At 42.4% G+C, this 14,758-nt stretch carries 17 protein-coding genes; 7 read left to right on the forward strand and 10 right to left on the reverse strand.

Features of this window, described 5'->3' with window-relative positions; genetic code table 11:
- Positions 1-9 precede the first annotated feature (9 nt).
- The gene (trpD, locus tag RMY00_RS08720; protein WP_322647160.1) at positions 10-1,077 is read left to right on the forward strand and encodes an anthranilate phosphoribosyltransferase; all 1,068 of its coding nucleotides are present in this window, start codon (positions 10-12) and stop codon (positions 1,075-1,077) included.
- Here the strand turns inward: trpD and RMY00_RS08725 are convergent.
- Positions 1,007-2,068, reverse strand: a complete 1,062-nt coding sequence (locus RMY00_RS08725) for a retropepsin-like aspartic protease (RefSeq protein WP_322647161.1) — start codon at positions 2,066-2,068, stop codon at positions 1,007-1,009. The genes trpD and RMY00_RS08725 overlap by 71 nt on opposite strands.
- Before the next feature lie 248 nt (positions 2,069-2,316).
- On the opposite strand from RMY00_RS08725, the gene carA reads away from it, so the two are divergent.
- The 5 genes from carA (at position 2,317) to RMY00_RS08750 (ending at position 6,761) form a co-directional block, all read left to right on the forward strand.
- Positions 2,317-3,483: a glutamine-hydrolyzing carbamoyl-phosphate synthase small subunit gene (gene carA / locus RMY00_RS08730; RefSeq protein WP_322647162.1), complete on the forward strand. Its 1,167-nt coding sequence runs from the start codon at positions 2,317-2,319 to the stop codon at positions 3,481-3,483.
- Positions 3,484-3,717: 234 nt separating this feature from the next.
- The gene (locus RMY00_RS08735) at positions 3,718-4,068 is read left to right on the forward strand and encodes an STAS domain-containing protein (protein ID WP_199326607.1); all 351 of its coding nucleotides are present in this window, start codon (positions 3,718-3,720) and stop codon (positions 4,066-4,068) included.
- A gap of 572 nt (positions 4,069-4,640) precedes the next feature.
- The gene (locus RMY00_RS08740; protein ID WP_322647163.1) at positions 4,641-5,120 is read left to right on the forward strand and encodes a Mini-ribonuclease 3; all 480 of its coding nucleotides are present in this window, start codon (positions 4,641-4,643) and stop codon (positions 5,118-5,120) included.
- Between the two features lie 91 nt (positions 5,121-5,211).
- Positions 5,212-6,372, forward strand: coding sequence for a 23S rRNA (guanosine(2251)-2'-O)-methyltransferase RlmB (gene rlmB, locus RMY00_RS08745; RefSeq protein WP_322647164.1), 1,161 nt, complete (start codon positions 5,212-5,214; stop codon positions 6,370-6,372).
- 86 nt (positions 6,373-6,458) lie between these two features.
- On the forward strand, positions 6,459-6,761 hold the full coding sequence (locus RMY00_RS08750; protein ID WP_322647165.1) for a DUF1816 domain-containing protein: 303 nt from the start codon (positions 6,459-6,461) through the stop codon (positions 6,759-6,761).
- A 179-nt stretch (positions 6,762-6,940) separates the two neighbouring features.
- Here the strand turns inward: RMY00_RS08750 and RMY00_RS08755 are convergent, their stop codons facing one another.
- The 6 genes from RMY00_RS08755 to RMY00_RS08780 all read right to left on the reverse strand — a co-directional run bounded on the left by RMY00_RS08755 (position 6,941) and on the right by RMY00_RS08780 (position 10,981).
- The gene (locus tag RMY00_RS08755) at positions 6,941-7,786 is read right to left on the reverse strand and encodes an alpha/beta hydrolase (protein WP_322647166.1); all 846 of its coding nucleotides are present in this window, start codon (positions 7,784-7,786) and stop codon (positions 6,941-6,943) included.
- A 200-nt stretch (positions 7,787-7,986) separates the two neighbouring features.
- Complete coding sequence (locus RMY00_RS08760; RefSeq protein ID WP_322647167.1) at positions 7,987-8,358, reverse strand: hypothetical protein; 372 nt, start codon at positions 8,356-8,358, stop codon at positions 7,987-7,989.
- Between the two features lie 4 nt (positions 8,359-8,362).
- Positions 8,363-9,247: a tRNA pseudouridine(55) synthase TruB gene (gene truB, locus RMY00_RS08765; RefSeq protein ID WP_322647168.1), complete on the reverse strand. Its 885-nt coding sequence runs from the start codon at positions 9,245-9,247 to the stop codon at positions 8,363-8,365.
- Between the two features lie 643 nt (positions 9,248-9,890).
- Complete coding sequence (locus RMY00_RS08770; protein ID WP_322646448.1) at positions 9,891-10,091, reverse strand: transposase; 201 nt, start codon at positions 10,089-10,091, stop codon at positions 9,891-9,893.
- A 139-nt stretch (positions 10,092-10,230) separates the two neighbouring features.
- Positions 10,231-10,503 carry a helix-turn-helix domain-containing protein gene (locus RMY00_RS08775; RefSeq protein WP_322646449.1) on the reverse strand — a complete coding sequence of 91 codons (273 nt, stop codon included), beginning with the start codon at positions 10,501-10,503 and terminating at the stop codon, positions 10,231-10,233.
- Positions 10,493-10,981, reverse strand: a complete 489-nt coding sequence (locus RMY00_RS08780; RefSeq protein WP_322647169.1) for a hypothetical protein — start codon at positions 10,979-10,981, stop codon at positions 10,493-10,495. Before RMY00_RS08780 ends, RMY00_RS08775 begins: the two co-directional genes overlap by 11 nt.
- A 123-nt stretch (positions 10,982-11,104) precedes the next feature.
- On the opposite strand from RMY00_RS08780, the gene RMY00_RS08785 reads away from it, so the two are divergent.
- Positions 11,105-11,278, forward strand: a complete 174-nt coding sequence (locus tag RMY00_RS08785) for a hypothetical protein (RefSeq protein ID WP_229463161.1) — start codon at positions 11,105-11,107, stop codon at positions 11,276-11,278.
- A gap of 208 nt (positions 11,279-11,486) precedes the next feature.
- Here the strand turns inward: RMY00_RS08785 and RMY00_RS08790 are convergent, their stop codons facing one another.
- From RMY00_RS08790 to RMY00_RS08800, 3 genes are all read right to left on the reverse strand, one after another.
- A complete protein-coding gene (locus tag RMY00_RS08790; RefSeq protein WP_322647170.1) occupies positions 11,487-12,164 on the reverse strand; it encodes an alpha-ketoglutarate-dependent dioxygenase AlkB in 678 nt (225 codons plus the stop codon).
- Positions 12,165-12,245: 81 nt separating this feature from the next.
- Positions 12,246-13,970: an ATP-binding protein gene (locus RMY00_RS08795; RefSeq protein WP_322647171.1), complete on the reverse strand. Its 1,725-nt coding sequence runs from the start codon at positions 13,968-13,970 to the stop codon at positions 12,246-12,248.
- 281 nt (positions 13,971-14,251) lie between these two features.
- The gene (locus RMY00_RS08800) at positions 14,252-14,707 is read right to left on the reverse strand and encodes a response regulator (protein WP_229486558.1); all 456 of its coding nucleotides are present in this window, start codon (positions 14,705-14,707) and stop codon (positions 14,252-14,254) included.
- Positions 14,708-14,758 lie beyond the last annotated feature (51 nt).

A 14,758-nucleotide genomic window follows, 5' to 3' on the forward strand; every position in this document is an offset into this window, starting at 1 on the left:
ACCTTAGCTATGATAACTTCCCCAATCCCTGCTCAAGAATCCTCTGCTAGCTGGTATGTCCTGCTGCAACAATTAATAGATGGCCAATCCTTGTCCCGTACTCAAGCTGCTGAATTGATGCAAGGATGGCTCAGTGAAGCGGTTCCCCCAGAGTTATCAGGGGCTATTTTAACAGCGCTGAACTTTAGAGGCATTTCTGCCGACGAGTTGACTGGTATGGCTGAAGTATTACAATCTCAATGTTCACCACTTAGCGCTCACCACTCATCACTCAGCACTGTAATAGATACCTGTGGCACTGGTGGAGATGGTTCATCAACCTTTAATATTTCTACAGCCGTTGCATTTGTCGCCACAGCATCTGGTATACCTGTCGCCAAACACGGCAATCGTTCAGCCTCAAGTCTCACGGGAAGTGCAGATGTTTTAGAAGCCTTGGGTGTAAACTTGAGTGCCTCTAGTGAAAAAGTACAAGCCGCACTACAAGAAGTCGGGATCACTTTCTTGTTTGCCCCTGGTTGGCATCCAGCACTCAAGGCGGTTGCTTCATTACGCCGGACTTTGAAAGTGCGAACAATTTTTAATTTGCTCGGGCCGTTAGTAAATCCCTTGCGTCCAACTGGGCAGGTAGTGGGCTTATTTACTCCTAAGCTTTTGGCAACAGTTGCCGAGGCTTTACAGAATTTGGGCAAAGAAAAGGCGATTGTGCTGCACGGACGAGAAAAACTTGATGAGGCTGGGTTAGGAGATTTAACTGACTTGGCGGTGTTATCAGACAAAGAAGTGCAGTTAACTAGCATTAATCCCCTAGATTTGGATCTAACACCTGCTTCTATAGGTATGCTTCGAGGTGGAGATGTCCAAGAAAATGCGGAGATTCTCAAGGCTGTACTCCAGGGTAAGGGAACTCAGGCACAACAAGATGCAGTAGCCTTAAATGCGTCGTTGGCGTTGCAAGTAGGGGGTACGATCGCACTTCTCGATCACGCCCAAGGGATTAAAATCGCTAAGGATATCCTACAAAGCGGGGCCGCTTGGACGAAGTTGGAGGAGTTAGTTGAGTTTCTGGCGGATTAATTTGCGATCGCAATTGCGGACGAAACTCTACCACATTACGTTTTATTGTGACATCGTAGTTGCCAAAAAAATCATGTCCTAAAAGTCCAGTTTCTAGTTCCGTACCTGCGATCGCTACTGCTACTCTATTCACTGTTACCCCGCCAACTGCCATCGAATTAACGTAGCCCACAGGAAATTCTACAGCCCTAGAACTCGCAGTATTTGCCTTAGCTTTTCCCACTGGCACTATTCCCAAACTATTAGCCATCTCTTGGGTAATTACAGTGCCACTGGCTCCCGTATCCACAATCATGTCAAACTGTTGCTGGCCATTAAAAGTAACTTCGACAATTGGCGTTCCACCAATTCGCCTTTTAATCGGGGCTGTAAATACTTCCTGAGTTGGAATTACCACTGCTGATGAAGGCAAAGCTGGTTTTGGCGGTAACGGGCTTATTTCTTGTGGAGGCGATATAGGTGAGGTATACTTTGGTGTGGTTATTGTTTGGGGAACCACAACTACTATCTTCTTCGGTTCGGCAACGCGCACAGGGCGAGGATTAGCTTGCTGTTGGGCATATTTAATCTGGCGACGATATTCAGTAATTTTGGTTTGAGCGATCGCAAATTCTGGGCTTTGTCGCCGGATTCTTCGCATCAGCGCGATCGCATCTTGGTACTGACTTGCCACCAAATTCCAATCATCTGGAGATTGAGCAGATCGGCTAATACTCCAAGCGCCAACAGCTTTGTCTCGTCCCATTTCAAAAAGACTTGGTTCACTTTCAGACGTTAGCGGCTCTAGCGCCTGTGCTTCTGGAGTAGGGGTAATTGCTGGTGTTGTTGGTTCGACGGCAGGCTGTACTGATGCTTGATCCCCAATTGGCGCAGGTTGCTCATTGCCACCAGTCGCAGTGTTCCGTTGGTCTTCACTACAGGCAACACACAAAACCGCTAGAGCGCTTGATAGAAAAATTAGGGTTGCACGGGATAAAAAAGACTGAAGCATAATTAATTTTAACCGTCCAAGCTTTGCCAAAGCCACTCCCGCTAATTTAACTCCCTTTTAATTTTAATTAACTATTTTAAAAACTTCCAATTGCTTAACTCATGGGATAATTAACAATCGCAGTATTGGGGGATGGGGAAGAAGCACGGGAGCAGGGAGCAGGGAGCAGGGGGAAAATTCCTCTCCTCTGCACCCTTCCCTCTGCCTCTTCCACTCCCCACTCCCCACTCCCCACTCCCCAATTTACTATGCCCCTGTCTGACGCAATACCAGCTTTACTTGTCCTAGCAGATGGAACCACTTATCGCGGTTGGTCTTTTGGTGCTACGGGAACCGCGATCGGAGAAGTGGTCTTTAACACTGGTATGACTGGCTACCAAGAAGTACTAACCGACCCAAGTTACTGCGGTCAGATTGTCATTTTTACTTATCCTGAATTAGGCAATACTGGTGTCAATCTTGAAGATGAAGAATCAGATGGGCCCCAAGTTCGGGGTGCGATCGCTCGGAATATTTGTCACCATCCGAGTAACTGGCGATCGACACAATCCTTACCAGAGTACCTTAAACAAAATCAAGTACCAGGGATCTACGGCATCGATACCCGCGCCCTCACCCGCAAAATTCGGATGTTTGGAGCCATGAACGGTGGCATTTCCACAACTATTCTCGATGAGGCGGAATTGCTAGAGCAGGTACAGGCGGCTCCCAACATGGCGGGATTGAATCTGGTTCGAGAAGTTACCACAACAAAGGCTTATGAATGGTCAGATCCCACAATTCCAGCTTGGGAATTCAACTCGGAGGCTGCGGAAAGTCTTGGAGAACCCTTTACCGTTGTTGCCCTTGACTTTGGCGTAAAACGTAATATTTTGCGTCGCTTAACAAGTTATGGTTGTCGGGTAATTGTTGTGCCTGCTGATACGCCGCCAGAGGAAATCCTCAACTACAATCCAGATGGTGTATTTCTTTCAAATGGGCCTGGCGACCCTGCTGCCGTCACTGAAGGAATTGCAACTGCCAAAGCGCTTTTGTTAAGTGAAAAGCCCATCTTTGGTATTTGTATGGGACACCAAATTTTAGGTCATGCACTAGGGGCAGAAACCTATAAACTTAAATTTGGTCACCGTGGTTTAAATCAGCCAGCCGGTTTACAACAACGGATAGAAATTACCAGCCAAAACCATAGTTTTGCTATAGATCCAGATTCTTTACCTACGGCAGTTGTGGAAATCAGCCACCTGAACTTAAACGATCGCACCGTTGCTGGGGTACGTCACAAATCTCTACCTGTATTCTCTGTACAATATCACCCAGAAGCCAGTCCTGGCCCTCACGATGCTGATTACTTGTTTGAGCAATTTGTTCAAGCCATGCGAACAGCACGTCAAGCCGAGACAGCCGAAGTGAGGTAAAAATGGGGAATGGGGAATGGAGAATGGGGAATGGAGAATGGGGAATGGGGAATGGGGAAGAAGGGGAGCAGGGGAGAGGAATTTTCTTTCCCCTCTGCCCCCCGCACCCTGCCCCTCTGCCTCTTTTCAATCCCCAATCCCCAATCCTCTAGTAGATTGTAGACAACTTGCTCAAAAACCATCTATACTTGAGCGTTCACTTTAACTTATGAGGAGGGAATTATTGCTGATCCATTGAATCTAACCGTTAGCCTGAGGGGCACTCGTGAAGTCCGGGATAACTGTCAGCTATTCCGCCTCACAGGTTTGTTAGATGCCTTTTCTGAGCCGACATTTCGCAAGGTACTTGGCAGTAAGATTGACGAGGGCCCTAAGCATATTATTTTGGATCTCTCACAAATCGACTTTATTGATAGCTCTGGCTTGGGTGCTTTGGTGCAGCTAGCCAAGCAGGCTCAAACTGCCGAAGGCACTTTGCAAATCGTCACTAATGCCCGGGTAACTCAAACGGTCAAGCTTGTTCGCCTAGAGAAGTTTCTCTCCCTGCAAAAATCAGTTGAAGAAGCTCTAGAAAACGTTAAGTAGTCTTGATTGCTTGAACCGAGAGATCAATTTGGCTATCTAGATTCAACATCGGATAGCTTAATTTTTAAAACTTCTGGCAGAAAACCTCTCTCCTCGTGGGAGAGGCACAAAGCCAGTTAAGCTATTATTTTTAAATGAGCGATAATTAAAGATATAGACACCCAGTTCTTGGGTATGTAATTTTTGGATTCTTATCGGATAAACATCAAGTCTGAGAAATTTGTAAGAAATACAAAGCCAGCAGATTTGTTTATAGGTAAACTTGACTTGATAGTGTATAGTTAAAAATTGTCGCTTACTAAGTAAGCATGACAATTCGATCAAGTAACAGGGTGAATTTGATGTCAAAATTTTACCCTATTTTAGACACAGACCACAAGTAGGGAAAATTGGCTTTATGGGCATTGACATCAGGGTGAGCTAAATGCCAACTCTTAATCAAAAAGATAGAATTAGCTAAGTATTTCTGATAGTATTGATTATGCTAAGTATAGGATTATGGCTTACTTCAGAAAAATCAGTCTTTGCAAAGAATGCCTGCCAAATGTAGCCCGTCAAGGAATGATTTATTTGTGAAGTCACAGGAGGAAGAGGTATTAGATGGACAAGATGAAACTTCCAAACAGACTTTATCTTGGACTCAAGCACTCTTGACAACCACAGCGCCATTCCAACAGATTTCTCTCTCACAAGTGCAACAAATTTCTCCTACTGCTTTAGCATATTTGGGGGATGCAATTTATGAGTTATATGTTAGAATGTTCTATCTGCTGCCATTGCAGCGAGCAGGAATTTACCATAGTCTGGTAGTGGAGCAGGTAAGAGCGGAAACACAAGCGCTACATTTGCGATCGCTGGTTCCTCAGCTCAGGGACACTGAATTAGAAATTGTCCGACGGGGTAGAAACGCCGCCACAGGACGCCCTAAGCGACTTAATCCCGAAATTTATCAACAGGCAACCAGTCTAGAAACCTTAATTGGCTATTTATATCTCACCGATTACCAGCGTCTAACCGAACTGTTGCAAATGCTTCATGTAAAAAAAGAGTGAGAACTTAATTTTAAGTAGCCACATCAGTAGATTTGGTTAAAGAAATTGACGTAATTGTAATGACCAACCATACGCTATATCTATAACTCAAATGCAGAATAAACCTAGAAAAATCAAGACTTCTAACGAATCAAATCGTGGGCAACCCGTAAAAATTCAGGGTAAGCGTGTTGTTAGTAATCCGACTCGCAAGCCCAGAAAAATAGATAGCAACCCTGTCTCTAGTGCAAATCCGACTCGCAATCCCAGGAAAATAGATAGCAACCCTGTTTCTGATGCAAATCCGACTCGCAATCCCAGAAAAATAGATAGCAACCCTGTTTCTGGTGCAAATCCGACTCGTAATCCCAGGAAAATAGATGTTGCAAATCCGACTCGTAATCCCAGGAAAATAGATAGCAACCCTATTGACAACTCCCGCCAACGGAATAGCAATTTCTCCCAGCCGCCTGTATCTACACCGACAGAAGAAGATAACGATCTCATCTACGGTCGTCATCCAGTATTGAGTGCGTTGCAAAATCAGCGCAATCTCAACCGTATCTGGATTACTACCCGTCTGCGCTACGACCCCAGCTTCCACCATTTTCTCTTGCAAGCGAAAGAAAATGGCACAGTTATTGACGAGGTTGAACCCAAGCGTTTAGACTATCTCACCAACGGAGCCAATCACCAAGGTGTGGCGGCACAAGTTGCTCCCTACGCTTACATCGAATTGCCCGATCTAATTGAACAGGCAAAAGCTGTAACCGATCCCGTAATTGTCGTGGCTGATGGAATTACTGATCCCCACAACTTGGGAGCAATTATTCGCACCGCCGAAGCAATAGGCGCTCAAGGTTTAGTGATTCCCCAAAGAAGAGCATCTGGGATCACTTCTACTGTCATGAAAGTGGCAGCAGGTGCTTTAGAAAATTTTGCTGTAGCTAGAGTTGTCAACCTCAGCCGCGCCTTGGAAGAATTAAAAGCAGCTGGCTATTGGATTTACGGTACTGCTGCAAGTGGAAGCGAACCTGTGCATACAGTCAATTTCACTGGCCCAATCGTTTTGGTAATCGGCTCAGAAGGCGAAGGTCTGAGTATGTTGACTCAACGCTCCTGTGATTTCTTAGTATCGATTCCTCTACAAGGTAAGACTCCCAGCCTCAATGCTTCTGTAGCAGCAGGTATGACGCTTTATGAAATTTATCGCCAGCGATCGCTAAATACCTTGCACTTAGATAAATTACAAAAAAACTCTTTGAAAAAATAACAGTAACAGAGTATAAAGAAATGTAAAAGATAATAAAGCAACATATCGTTTAACACCCTGTAGACGTTTATAAACTGGCTAAAACCATGAAAACCATTTGGCATAACCTCAAGGAAGTGTTAATTAACACATTCGACTTCATCGGCTTGGCTTGGTGGGTAGAGATTAAGACGCAAAATCCCCGTTGCACATACTACTTCGGGCCATTTCTTAGTTCTTCTGATGCAAAATTATCAAGCATTGGATATATAGAAGATTTGGAGAGCGAAGGAGCGCAAGGAATTTCTGTGAACATCAAGCGCTGTAAACCTAATAACTTAACAATTGCTGAAGACTTGGGGGAAAGATTTGACCGCAAAGTACAGCCTGCCTTTGGCGGTCAGATTTAAGTTAAGTTAGGCCAGAGAATGGAAAAGATGCGAGAATGCTGGGACGCAAAGATACGGAGAGATTGAGATTCTTTTACCGCGTTAATGCGTCTTTTTCACTCACCGCGTCACCACATCTTCACTCTCGATTTATTCTTCGTCAATAGTCAAAATTTTTTAAATATTTTTTAAATATTAGACTATTGACTACTAATTACCTGCGGATTAACTTCCAGCCAATGGTCAATGTCATTCAGCACCTGCTGGGGAACTTCCCAAGGAAAAAGATGGGCGGTGTTGGGATAACACTTCCATTGAGAATTGTTGAGGTGTTGAGCAGTTTCTAAGCTGGAACTAGGTGTAATGTGGCGGTCTTGTTCACCAGCAAGTACTAAACTAGGACATTCTATTTGTGGCAAATCTAGAAGTCGGTTGTATCCCGATTGAATTTCACTATACAGGGCGCGAGTAGCAGCACGAGAGGTTTGCAAATAAGCTGGTACTGCTGCGGTAGCGATGTATTTGTAAGCGGTAGATGTATGTTGTTGGATTAAGTAGCGAAAAAGCGATCGCTTACCAAAAGTATCAATATTCCATTGCCAACTCGGTTTTATATAGTTTATCAGGGCAGCAACCCCAGTATATAAATTATCCTGCCAAGTGATAGGAGGATGACTACCACGGGGTTTTGCGGCTGTCGCCACCAAAATCAGCCCTGTAATCCGCTCTGGCAAACGTAATGCCAGTTCCATTGCCAGAATACCTCCAAGCGACCATCCCAATACTAGACACTTTTCAATCTCAAAGCGGTCTAGCAGCGCTTCTAAATCAGTTAAATGGTCATTCATATTAAAATTACCATTCCAGCGACTTTTGCCGTATCCACGTAAATCAGGGGCAAAAGTTTTATAACGTTTTGATAAATGATTAGTAAAGACAGATAGACTACGACCAGTACCAGGATGACCATGTAAGCCCAAAATGGGGAATCCTTGACCTTGGATGTAGACATTGAGACGTGCAGTGGTAGGATGGCGATCGCTCATTACTTGTAGTTCTCCTGTCTAGCGATCGCTTCTATTCCTGTCGCATTCGCTTCAGCCCTTTCTGCTGTCTGCTCTAAAATTGCCTCAATTGGATTTGGACTTTGTGTCATAGTAGTTCGTTATATTATTTTTCCAATCGTGTCATACTGCTAGCTGCCAAGCATTGCAGTATTCGATTACAGTTGAAGCTGCTACAGTATTCAGGTGTGAGAAACTTTGATATCCAAAAAAGGGGAATTAATATCTAAAAGCCAATTCTCATCTACAAATCCTAGATTTTCATCATAGACAAGAAGCAACTCACCGATTCTTTGAGCATTATGACTTGGCTTATCTATAGCATCAACATTAGAGACTGTGAAAACAAACTTTAGCTTTAGAAAGCGTTTTTTGTTAGTAAACCCAATAGAACTGCTAACTAATTCTGTTTTGAGGATAGGAGGCAAAGTAATTATTTCATAATATTTATCTTGCTCATCCCAGTAGCCACAAACTTTATAATCACATAGTTCGAGATGTTCTTGAACTAGTCTACGGACATCTAAGTTTTCTAATATTTCAGTCAATATCATAGTTCTAAGAAATCGGTTCAAAAACCATTTGGGGAATTAACACTTCATCTTGTAATTGCCCAATACCTAAAAAGCGAGTCTCTTCATCATAAACTCGTACTATTTCAGGAACATCGAAAGTTAGAGAAATTCGCTGACCTTGACACCATTTTTGAGCAGATGTTGCTGGTAAAGTAACAGATGACAAATGTTGTAAAGCTGCATCTGGGGAAATCGGTTGAAATATTCCCGCTTGTAGTTTAGTTTCTAAGTCGCTCAAAGTGAGACTATCTGTTAGATCGAAACCACTGCTTTGAGTGCGAATCAAAGCGGCAAGAGTGCCACCAGTTTCTAAAATTGCACCTAAATCACGAGCGATCGCTCTAATATATGTACCAGAACCACAGACGATCGCTACATCCAATTCGGGAAAATCTCCTTCTCTCCAGTCCAAAATATCTATCCGAAAAATTTCCACTGTCCGCACTGGAACTTCCACCGTTTTACCTTGGCGTGCTAAATCGTAGAGGCGTTTACCATCCACTTGAATTGCACTGTAACTAGGTGGTATTTGCTCAATCTTGCCTTCAAATTGTGGTAATACGCTTTTCACCTGTGCCAAACTCAATCCAGCACAAGGTTGAGAAGTAATAATTTCGCCTTGTAAATCATCGGTTGTAGTACGCACACCTAAGCGAATAGTGGCTTTGTACGCTTTGTTTTCTGGCAGATATTGCAATAATCTTGTAGCTTTACCAAGAGCGATTGGTAAAACCCCTGTAGCAGATGGATCTAAGGTTCCCGCATGTCCGACACGTTTGAGGCGCAACAATTTTCGCACTCGCGCTACGCAGTCGTGGGAAGTCCAGTCAAATGGTTTGTTTAAGTTGAGAAAACCTTGAGCTAACACAAAATCAATACTTTTACTCTTTTCTATTTCAAATACTCATTTAATGCTCAAATATCTTAATTTCAGCATTCATTTAAGCATAAATATAAAATCATACTCGTTAATCATGCTCATAAAATGCTTACTTTCTCAACCCCCTTATCAGGGAAAAGGTAATAAAAGCATATCTCTATCCTATATCCTCAGAGTTCTTAAGTATTACTCCAATAACTCCAGATATCTAAACATCTATTTAGAAATTCACATCGATTTTTCCTTTAAAAACATCAAAAAAGTCACATACCCTTACCCTGCACCCCAAAGGACTGACAAAAAACTCCCCTTTAGCATGAAGGGAGTTATACCGTTTCACTTTAGGGTTGATACATTTAGGCAAGCAGGGGAGCAGAGGAGCAGGGGAGCAGAGGGGAAAGAATTTGTATCAGGATTTTAGTGAAATGGTATTAGCTGACAGAGATTAATAGATGATTACTGGCTTAGTACAGCCCACCATAAAAAAGGGTCGGAAATTATGCCGCTTTCGCATCTAGGATTTTAGTAGTATTGTCGGAATTAACAATTTCACACTTGGCAAGAATTTTTGTAGTTGATTTTTGACTCCAATTAAAAGGGTGGGCGATAACATTCCACTCATGAATAAATGCTAACAACGTTGTGAAAGCGCTTGTTTATCAGCAAAATCTGCAATTGTGAGACGTTTACGTTGGAGAATACTAAACCATTGTTCAACCTGGTTCATCCAGGAACAGTGGACAGGCGGATGATGGAAGATAAAACGTGGATTTTTGAGTAACCAAGCTTGCACTTTCTTACCCTTATGTACACTCAAATTATCCAATACCAAATGAATTGTTGTAATCGATGGTGGAACACCGTAGATGCGGAAATACTACCAACTATTGTTGCTGTTATTACTTGACGCGCTAACTCTGTACAGTCCCACTGCGATAATGAGCGCTCCATCATATCGGGTCGCTCACAAGCTATTTTAACCAGATACAATGCGACTTGAGGGGGAAAAAACTTTCTTGTCGTCCCGGTCGTTTGCCATCGTATAATCCTTCGATACCTTGCTCTACAAATCGTCTTGCCCACTTTCTGATATGACGTTCTCCCATTCCAACATACTCACTGGTTTTACAAAAAGTTTCCCCTGATGCCAACATTAATATTGCACGGGCGCGTTTTGCTAAACCCACAGGAGTTGTTGACTTACGCAGCCAACTGTTTAGTACGTCTTGTTGCTCACCAGTCATTTGAACCTGGATACTTGAGATACGGAGAAAGCATGTCCGATTTTTTTTGTGCAACCCTACAGAGGATATCTTCCTCTATTTCCGACCCTTTTTTCCGGTGACTTGTACTTAGTAACCCGATCGCCATTTCAAGATACATTTTTGCTTTATGCAAAGCTAGCAGTTTCTCTTGAGTGTACCTATCTGGGTAATTCATGATTTTTCCTTCCATCGTGATTTTGATGAGCGCTGCTTGCTCATCAGTAGGAGCATTCATCTCATCTATAGCGTTACTCAGTGCTTGCATGAAAGCAAAGGTAGGAGGTTTTAATCCTTTATCTGCCTCGAATTGAGATAATGCCATTCGAGGAAATACCATCAAGGATGTAATCCATGAGGTCTTGTACCCTTTATTCCCGGTTGGTTTGATGCCGTAGCGTAAGCATAGGTCACGTAGTTCTTTGATGGTTTTGATTTCGAGTTCCGAACGTGTAAACATAGAGTTACCATTTCTCAAAAGTGGTATCGGTGAGTTACAAGTTTTCCAGACAGTACGCTCACCGATTTAAAACTATTATCCGATGGTTTCGCCGGTTTAAAGCTATATTTACATCTCTAAACAATGTCTGACCGCAAGGGTAAACCTGAAAATTTTGGTAATCCACAAAGTAAAGAGCTAAATGAACAGCTTAGTTTCCGTGTCACTAAGGAAATGAAGGATGCGGTTAAAGCTAAGGATGACCCACCTGAATTTTGCCGTCAAGCTATTCAGAAGGCACTAGATGAGGGTGTGTAGTTAATTGTTCAATAACTTATTGAATATAGGACTTACGCAAAAAGTGCTAAAAAGCTTAATTTATCGAACCGCCAAGACGCCATCGCGTAGCGTCTCGTTAGAGAAGAACGCCAAGAATCGTAGAGTTTGCGTAAGTCTCAGAATAAGAGAAAACCTCCCTATTGTGTAAGGGAGGCTGTATATTGCAAATGATTGTTTCTAAATACCATCAACGAGAATGACCAATTACCCTGAAAGTTAGATTAATTCTTGGTTGAACCTTTTTAGATGTTTTTGGAATCTGATGCTGCCAAAAATGCTGGGTTACTCCTGCCATAACAAGGAGACTGCCATGTATTAACTCAATTTCTGCTTTCAAATTTTTATCGTGCTTATGCCTAAACATAAACCTTCTTACTCCACCAAAACTAACAGAAGCAATTACAGGATTTTTACCTAGTTCGGGTTCAGCATCAGTGTGCCAGGAAATTCCATCATTTCCATCTCGGTAAAGGTTGAGCAAAACGCTGTTAAACTTAATTTTTGCAATATTCTCAACTTTCTCTTTTACTTGTAGCAACGTAGGTGTCCAAGGTTCTGGTTCAAGATGAATGCCTGAAAATGTATATGATTTGTTTCTATCTCCATACCAAGCAGTTTTTCTTGGCAAATTTACTTCCTTGCCGTAAATCTTCATCTTGTCTTGCCGCCATTTGATTTCGTTAAACAAGCTTTGAAAAAGCTCGTCGCTCTCTTGTTGATTGAAAAAATTGTGATATAAAATCACATTTGCATCTGGCATAGATAATACTTCTTTCTCTGTACTATTCTTTGGCTCATTGATAGCAGAGTCAAACCCAGAAAATAAGTCACCTTGAATCGCATTCATAACTAATCTATTTTTCATAAAAGCTTTTCTTAAAGTTTTACAGTAACAAGCTTTTAAGTATAAAGATTAATTGATAACTGATAATCAAATTGCCACAAGTCAAGTTGATGATGGGAATAGTTGAGCCGTTGGGAATATCTTCGGTAAGCTGACTGTAACTTTAGTTCCTTGCCCTACTTGACTAGACAAGGTAATATCGCCACCATGTAACTCTACGCAAGCTTTAGCGATCGCTAGCCCTAATCCTGTACCGGGGATTGTATCAACGTTGCTTCCACGACTGAAGGATTGAAACAAATTTTTTTGATCAGCTATCGGGATACCAATTCCCTGATCTTTGATATAAAAGATTACTTCTGATTCTTTACCGATGAGGTGGAATTCTACAGTACCTCCATCTGGAGAGTACTTAATTGCATTGGATATTAAATTAGTAAAAATTTGCTGCAAAAGTCCGCGATCGCCCCAAAAGTCCCGGTTATTACCAGTAATTTGAAAAATCAATTCGTGGCGATCGCCTACTGTTTCTCGCTCTTGTTCGATCAAGTCAGCAAAAAATTGCAGTAAATCAAGCTGGATTGGCTGAAATTTAGGTTTTTCCAGTTCAAATTGGTTAACCAGAAGCATATTATCCACAAGTTTGGACATATACCTGGCTTTCTGTTCAATGATTCCCAAGAACCTGTGTTGTTTAGACTCATCTAGTTGCTGGCTATGTTTTACCAAAGTTGATGCAGCAGCCAGAATTGAAGTTAGGGGCGTTCGATACTCATGGGAGACTGTGGCAATAATTTGCGATTTAAATGTATTGAGTTGCTTTTCTTTGGCAAGTGATGCTTGAGTTTGGGCTAGCAATTCAGCTTGTTGAATGGCGATCGCTAATTGCACCGAAACTTCATTGAGCATTTGGGCATCATCAGTTTGCCACTGCCGTTCCCCGGAATTATGGTGAGCAATCAACAAACCCCAAAGCTTGGGGGTTGGATTTCCATTGTTACTCAAATTAATGGGAACTACCAGATTTGCCTTAGTATTAAATTGCTCTTTCAGGTTGACACAATTACACAAGCCAAGCTCATAGATATAAGGGATGGGGGATTGGGGATTGGGCAGGAGAGGCAGAGGGGCAGGGTGCAGGGTGCAAGGGGGATGAGTGATTATACCTCTTTCCTTCCTCTGTCCTGCTTCCTCCAGTGTCTCAACGCGATCGCACAATGCTACGGTGTAGCATGGTTCAACTGAGGAAGCCACTATTTTACCGTCGGTATCTGGGGCGAACTGATACACCATCACGCGATCGCACTTTAGAAGTTGCTGTACCTCGGCTACAGCCGTATTCAAAATTTGCTCTAGGTTAAGAGACTGGCGAATTCTTAAAGCAGTCGTGGCAATTAAGCGCTGTCTCTCCTGAGTTTTGTAAAGTTGGGCTTGCAAGCACGATTGCTTAATGGCGTTGCGGACTGTTAGTTGAAGTACATCCTGTGTCAGATGTTGCTTGACCAAATAATCCAATGCACCCCGTTTCATTGCTTGCACAGCTATCTCCTCATCGCCGCGTCCTGTCAGCATAATCACAGGGACAGAAGCCTCTAATATCTCCTGCTGCATCTGATCGAAGAGTTCTAACCCACTCATATCAGGTAGGCAAAAATCCAGCAGAATGACATCAAAGCGCATTTTTTGGCACAAAGCAAGTGCTTCTTCTGCACAGTCTGCTTCCAAAATCTGGTATGACTGATGCGGATCTTTCAACAGATATCGACGATAGATTTTTCGATCTGCTGCACAATCATCAATGATGAGTAGCGTCCATGTGTCCAACATATTAAGTATGAGGATTGGGGAGCCATGTAGATCCCTTTTATCCAGATTATGTTTTTATTGCATAATTCTAAAAATAATATAAAATAACTGTAAATAAAATCTAAATTCTTTAGAAATTCTAAAGTAATTTAAGCAGTAAGATAAATAACAAAATGGGAAAGTGCATCAAATAGAGACAAGCAGACACAGTGACTCAAAGAGGAAAATGTCTCTGTGTCCTCTCGGTCGTCTCTTTTGTTATCCTTTCCTTACTATTGCTTTATCAACAGATAATAAACAAATTAATCCAAAGCTGGCGGCATATTGGCTTCAAGCCAATAGTCCACGAATGCTTGAATTGTCTTTTTTAATTCCTGAGCATCCATCGGCTTTACCAGATATCCATTTGCGCCCTTTTGGTAGCACAGTTCAATATCCTTGGGGTTAGATGATGTGGTAAAAACAACGATGGGGATTTCCTTGAAACTCTTGTCTTGCTTAAGCCTATCTAAAATGTCACGGCCATCAATACCTGGCAAATTTAGATCGAGCAAGATAACAGAAGGTCTTAGTGCTACTTTAGAGTTGCGTAAGGCTTCGCTTCCTTGTTGATAAAGAAAGTCTAAAACCTCATCCCCATTAGTACAACGATGTATGGGGTTCTGGACGGACATGCGCCGCATCAGACGTTGTAGCATCCGAAAATCTTCATTGCTGTCCTCAACAACGAGCAGAGGTTCATGAAGTTTTTTTGTCATTCGTGGTCTTAAAAGAGCTTAACAAAAATATATATTTGGTTATTATCTTAA

Origin of the sequence: Nostoc sp. ChiVER01 (genome assembly GCF_034531155.1) — a bacterium.
Taxonomy (GTDB): domain Bacteria; phylum Cyanobacteriota; class Cyanobacteriia; order Cyanobacteriales; family Nostocaceae; genus Nostoc.

Bases quoted from the DNA above. Each gene is read 5' to 3' on its own strand.
- trpD (WP_322647160.1), top strand. From the start codon at position 10: ATGATAACTTCCCCAATCCCTGCTCAAGAATCCTCTGCTAGCTGGTAT.
- RMY00_RS08725 (WP_322647161.1), bottom strand. From the start codon at position 2,068: ATGCTTCAGTCTTTTTTATCCCGTGCAACCCTAATTTTTCTATCAAGC.
- carA (WP_322647162.1), top strand. From the start codon at position 2,317: ATGCCCCTGTCTGACGCAATACCAGCTTTACTTGTCCTAGCAGATGGA.
- rlmB (WP_322647164.1), top strand. From the start codon at position 5,212: ATGCAGAATAAACCTAGAAAAATCAAGACTTCTAACGAATCAAATCGT.
- RMY00_RS08750 (WP_322647165.1), top strand. From the start codon at position 6,459: ATGAAAACCATTTGGCATAACCTCAAGGAAGTGTTAATTAACACATTC.
- RMY00_RS08755 (WP_322647166.1), bottom strand. From the start codon at position 7,786: ATGAGCGATCGCCATCCTACCACTGCACGTCTCAATGTCTACATCCAA.
- RMY00_RS08760 (WP_322647167.1), bottom strand. From the start codon at position 8,358: ATGATATTGACTGAAATATTAGAAAACTTAGATGTCCGTAGACTAGTT.
- RMY00_RS08775 (WP_322646449.1), bottom strand. From the start codon at position 10,503: ATGACTGGTGAGCAACAAGACGTACTAAACAGTTGGCTGCGTAAGTCA.
- RMY00_RS08780 (WP_322647169.1), bottom strand. From the start codon at position 10,981: ATGTTTACACGTTCGGAACTCGAAATCAAAACCATCAAAGAACTACGT.
- RMY00_RS08785 (WP_229463161.1), top strand. From the start codon at position 11,105: ATGTCTGACCGCAAGGGTAAACCTGAAAATTTTGGTAATCCACAAAGT.
- RMY00_RS08790 (WP_322647170.1), bottom strand. From the start codon at position 12,164: ATGAAAAATAGATTAGTTATGAATGCGATTCAAGGTGACTTATTTTCT.
- RMY00_RS08795 (WP_322647171.1), bottom strand. From the start codon at position 13,970: ATGTTGGACACATGGACGCTACTCATCATTGATGATTGTGCAGCAGAT.
- RMY00_RS08800 (WP_229486558.1), bottom strand. From the start codon at position 14,707: ATGACAAAAAAACTTCATGAACCTCTGCTCGTTGTTGAGGACAGCAAT.